Raw genomic sequence first — 4,606 nt, 5'->3', positions numbered from 1 at the left:
AAAAATTTAAAATATGAAGTTTAATTTTTTGAAAAAAACATTTTTTTAGCATTGATAGGTATCGCTGGTGTATCAATTTCAGTTAATGCTGCACATAGAGATAAAGTTGTCACTTCAGAACCTTTTGAAGGAAAAGTTGTAACAGATGGTCTTGAATTTCCGTGGGAAATGGTGTGGGGGCCAAATAAACAGCTTTGGGTTACAGAGCGTACAGGAAAGAATATACGTAGAATAAATCCTGAGACAGGTGAATCTAAAATATTATATACATTTAATAATGCATTTGTAGGACCTCAGCACGAAGGTGTATTGGGACTTGCATTGAGTCCTGAGTTTTTATCAGGGAAAGGTAAAAATTATGTTTATACAGCCTATACTTATAAAAATGATAAAGATGAAGAATTTGCAAAAATCGTGCGTTTAACTTATGATAAAAAATCTGATAAGTTGACAAACGAGACTGTAATTTTGGATAAATTACCAGGCAGCAGTGATCATAATTCAGGACGTCTAATATTTGGACCTGATAAGAAACTTTATTACACAATAGGGGATCAAGAACATAATCAAGGGAAATATTTGGACAAGCTTATTGAATCACAACGTACAGCTACTGCACAAGAGGTAGCAAAAAAAGACTTCAGCAGTTATCCAGGCTCTACTTTAAGATTAAATACTGATGGTTCAATACCAAAAGATAATCCTGTAATCAATGGAGTTAGAAGTCATATTTATACTTATGGGCATAGAAATGCTCAAGGACTTGTGTTCGTTGAAAACAATTTATTCAGTACAGAACATGGGCCATCTTCAGATGACGAGTTAAATCTTCTTGAAGCTGGTGGAAACTATGGCTGGCCTAATGTAGCTGGGTACAAGGATAACTTTGCCTACGAATATGTAAATAATTCTGACAATAAAAAAACTTATAAAGAAACTGATTTTAATGCTGATAACTTTAAAGAACCATTAAAAACTTTCTTTACAGTAAAAAGTGATTACAATTTTAAAAATGAAAAATGTGGAAAACTTTCTTATCTATGCTGGCCCACAATTGCTCCATCAAGTGTAACTTATTATCCAAAAGATGGAAAAATAACAGCTTGGCAAAATTCATTATTGATTACATCGTTAAAAAATGGTGCTTTGTATAGAATTCCATTAAATGCCGATGGTAAAAATATTCAAGGAGATGTAATAAAATACTTTAAAACAAATAACCGTTACCGTGTAGTACTTGTTAGCCCTGACACAAAAAAAATCTACATTGCAACGGATACTAAAGGAAATGTAATAGGAACTGACGGGAAACCAAATACCGAAATGGAAAATAAAGGAGCAATTTTAGTTTTTGAATACAAGGAATAATAAATTAATTTATTAGATATTTTTGATTTTATAAAGAGCTGTCCTCAGATATAATTTGAAGCAGCTCTTTTTAATGTATATTAATGAAATAAATTTTCTAGTGAAGTATTTTTACCAAACTTAACTGGTTTAAATTCGATTATTTCATAATCTGCTATTTCTTCGATATAAAATGGATCTTCATACAATATTTTTTTTGCTTCTTCCAAATTGTTAGAATTAAATAATATTACTCCTCCTAATTCAGGAAAACTTTTCTTCCCTGTACATATAAATTTTTCTTTTTCAAAATATTTGTCAAGATATTCTAAATGAGCTTCTAAAACCTTATTTACTTCTTCCATTGATTTTTTATATTTTAAATTAGCAATAAACATTATTTATCCCCCTCTTCTCTTGTCTTACGGATATATTCAACATATTCCTTTGCGTTTTTGCCAAGTTCATTATCATTTAATTCGTTTATATGTGGAGAAACTCCATAAACACTAAAATATGACAAATAAATTCCTTGAGCATAATTTATAGTTTCTTCAAATGGAATAAGTATTTCATCAAGAGAAAATTTATTTTTCCCACCATGCTTGTAATATTCTCTCTTCCCTCCAGTTGTAACAGCTAATCCAATCTTTTTATTCTTCAGCTTGTCCCCGTTCAATCCATATGCCCAGTTATACTCAAATACTTCATCCAGCCATTTTTTTAACAAAGGAGGACAGTTAAACCAGTACAAAGGAAATTGAAAAATAATATGTTCATATTTAATCAATAATTCCTGCTCTCTTTTTACATCTATATTCCAATCTGGATATTCTTTATACAATTCATGAACTTCTATTTCTTGCGGATATTTTAACAGCTCTTCCTTCCATCTCTTATTTGCTCTTGATTCGTTAATATTTGGATGTGCTAAAATTACTAAAGTTTTCATAATTATACATATTTCCTTTCATTAATTTTATTATATTATATAATCCTAATTTAAATTTGTAAATACACACAAAAACGTAAGCATATACTTACCTAAACGTAACTACTGGACTTAATTGAAAATTTATGCAATAATATCTTCATAATAATATTTACAACAGGAGATTAACTATGAAACAATATATTTTAGGAATAGAAGCAACACTTGAAATATTTGGTGGGAAATGGAAAGCATTGATTACATATATTCTTACCTTTGGAACAAAAAGGACAGGCGAATTACAAAGATTAATCCCTGGTATTTCCCAAAAGATTCTTATTGAAAAATTGAAAGAGCTGGAAAAAGATGGAATTATAGAAAAACATGTGTATGAAGAAATGCCTCCAAAGGTAGAATACAAACTCACAGAATATGGACAATCATTTTCAAATATTTTATATGCCATGTGCTTCTGGGGTCGAGAAAATATTAAATTACGGCAAAAAATGGGTGAAGACATTATACTGCTTGATAAAAAAGAGGAATTTAGAAAAAATATTGATAAATAGTTTTATTACTCTTTATTTTTTACAAAGCATTAAAAAAATATTATCACAAAATACAAATAAAACAAATATTGTAATTTCATACTAAAATCCTTACTTCAACAAAAGCCAAAATACGAAAAAAGTAGTTGACAAATTATTGAAATATATGATATACTAACTGAGTAACGTATGGGTGGATGTCCGAACGGCTAAGGGACCGGTCTTGAAAACCGGCGAAATCGCAAGATGTCTGGGTTCGAATCCCAGTTCACCCGCCATTTAAAATTTATACTTTTGGAGAAGTGGCAGAGAGGCCGAATGCGCTCCCCTGCTAAGGGAGTATCCGAGCTAAAACTTGGATCGAGGGTTCAAATCCCTCCTTCTCCGCCATTTTTTTTTAGTAAATTTATTAATAATGCATCTGTAGCTCAATTGGATAGAGCGTCTGACTACGGATCAGAAGGTTATGGGTTCAACTCCTGTCAGGTGCGCCATTTTTATATAAAGACATTGATATTAAACTAATTCATGATTATTTCAAAGAATTAATCATAAGTTGTTGATATTTATCTAATATTACTATAAATTTATCGTACTTAAAGTGCGATTTTTTTTTGCTAAAAATTAGGTATAAAAAAAATAACAAGAATAAGCTGTTAAGAACAAATTATTTTCGTTAGAAATTTAATGAAACACTTAAAATATTAGAAATAGAAAACACGAAACTAACGATTGCAGAAAAACATTGGCAACTTTTATGAGTAAATATCAATTAAATGAAGTTCAAATAACAGATATATTAGGACACGAAAATATAAACACAACAAATGATTATTATATTAAAGTAGATGAACAGGAATTAAAAAAATCCATTAACAAAATAGATTTTTTAAAGGATGTAGTATAAAAATATTATTTAAAAGTCTAAAAATCATACTTTGGATATATCAAAAAAGGTAACCAACAGGTAACCAACGCATAAGGTAAATGGTTATTTTTCCAAACTTTTAAAAAGATATAGTAAAATTATAGCAATTTTAACAATTTTAAAAAAATTATCTCAAAACACCATATTATTTAGCTTGATAAAAATAATAGTATAAAAAAATATGCTACCCTTGTGATAGCATATTTAAAAAGGAGTTTTGAAGAATCAACATCCTTTTTAAAGAAAACCTAGTAAAACAAGGACTGAATTTAAAAAATAGTCCAACGTTAGTCCAACAAGAAATTTTAAGAAAAAATCTCTAATTTTATAAAAAAATTCAACATTATCTGTAAATTCTAAAAAAGAAAATCCAACTAGAAATAATATTAAAATTAGTTATTGTATTATTTTTCTAACTATGTTAATTCAGGTAGTGAATTTTTTTCTTATAAGAGCCGATTTAAGAGTTTATTTTTTTTACTCAAGGGAAATATCAAAAATGAGTTTAAACGTTCTCTATGGGGCTTATACAGAGTTATCCGAGATTGTATTTTTGACATAGTCTGTGAGATAAAGTCCCAGAATTTTGAAAAGCCATCCCTATAAGTACGGCACTATTTTCTTGATTCTACTTAGTGTGGCTTTGAAATACAAATAATTTTTTTTGAGAAAATTAGCAACCATTAATTTAACTTATTTATTAATTGTTAAAAAAATTTTAAATTTTTGTTGTAAAAGTACAACAAATAATGTATAATTATATTGCAGATAAGAATATTTATGCTGTATATCTGTGATAACTGAATGAAAGTTTAAGCGTTATGTAAGAACGCCAGCCACAGAGCCACTATT

The 4,606-nt window shown here is 28.7% G+C and carries 5 protein-coding genes and 3 tRNA genes; 6 read left to right on the top strand and 2 right to left on the bottom strand.

Features of this window, described 5'->3' with window-relative positions; all coding sequences use genetic code 11:
• The first annotated feature begins 51 nt into the window (after positions 1–51).
• A complete protein-coding gene (locus Q0370_RS09875; protein ID WP_299575194.1) occupies positions 52–1,368 on the top strand; it encodes a glucose/sorbosone family PQQ-dependent dehydrogenase in 1,317 nt (438 codons plus the stop codon).
• A gap of 80 nt (positions 1,369–1,448) precedes the next feature.
• On the opposite strand, the gene Q0370_RS09870 is transcribed toward Q0370_RS09875, so the two are convergent.
• A complete protein-coding gene (locus tag Q0370_RS09870) occupies positions 1,449–1,745 on the bottom strand; it encodes a YciI family protein (protein WP_299575192.1) in 297 nt (98 codons plus the stop codon).
• On the bottom strand, positions 1,745–2,299 hold the full coding sequence (locus Q0370_RS09865; RefSeq protein WP_299575190.1) for an NAD(P)H-dependent oxidoreductase: 555 nt from the start codon (positions 2,297–2,299) through the stop codon (positions 1,745–1,747). Before Q0370_RS09865 ends, Q0370_RS09870 begins: the two co-directional genes overlap by 1 nt.
• Positions 2,300–2,469: 170 nt before the next feature.
• Between Q0370_RS09865 and Q0370_RS09860 the strand changes: the two genes are divergently transcribed.
• From Q0370_RS09860 to Q0370_RS09840, 5 genes are all read left to right on the top strand, one after another.
• Positions 2,470–2,847: a helix-turn-helix domain-containing protein gene (locus tag Q0370_RS09860; protein WP_299575188.1), complete on the top strand. Its 378-nt coding sequence runs from the start codon at positions 2,470–2,472 to the stop codon at positions 2,845–2,847.
• A 170-nt stretch (positions 2,848–3,017) separates the two neighbouring features.
• Positions 3,018–3,104, top strand: a tRNA-Ser gene (locus Q0370_RS09855).
• A gap of 18 nt (positions 3,105–3,122) precedes the next feature.
• Positions 3,123–3,216, top strand: a tRNA-Ser gene (locus tag Q0370_RS09850).
• Between the two features lie 27 nt (positions 3,217–3,243).
• A tRNA-Arg gene (locus Q0370_RS09845) sits at positions 3,244–3,320 on the top strand.
• Between the two features lie 263 nt (positions 3,321–3,583).
• On the top strand, positions 3,584–3,733 hold the full coding sequence (locus Q0370_RS09840; protein ID WP_299575186.1) for a hypothetical protein: 150 nt from the start codon (positions 3,584–3,586) through the stop codon (positions 3,731–3,733).
• Positions 3,734–4,606 lie beyond the last annotated feature (873 nt).

This window comes from uncultured Leptotrichia sp. (assembly GCF_938036635.1).
Taxonomy (GTDB): domain Bacteria; phylum Fusobacteriota; class Fusobacteriia; order Fusobacteriales; family Leptotrichiaceae; genus Leptotrichia; species Leptotrichia hongkongensis.
The sequence above is the reverse complement of the archived record's forward strand: the minus strand, read 5'-3'. Positions and strand labels throughout refer to the sequence as shown.

Bases quoted from the DNA above. Each gene is read 5' to 3' on its own strand.
- Q0370_RS09865 (WP_299575190.1), bottom strand. From the start codon at position 2,299: ATGAAAACTTTAGTAATTTTAGCACATCCAAATATTAACGAATCAAGA.
- Q0370_RS09840 (WP_299575186.1), top strand. From the start codon at position 3,584: ATGAGTAAATATCAATTAAATGAAGTTCAAATAACAGATATATTAGGA.
- Q0370_RS09860 (WP_299575188.1), top strand. From the start codon at position 2,470: ATGAAACAATATATTTTAGGAATAGAAGCAACACTTGAAATATTTGGT.
- Q0370_RS09870 (WP_299575192.1), bottom strand. From the start codon at position 1,745: ATGTTTATTGCTAATTTAAAATATAAAAAATCAATGGAAGAAGTAAAT.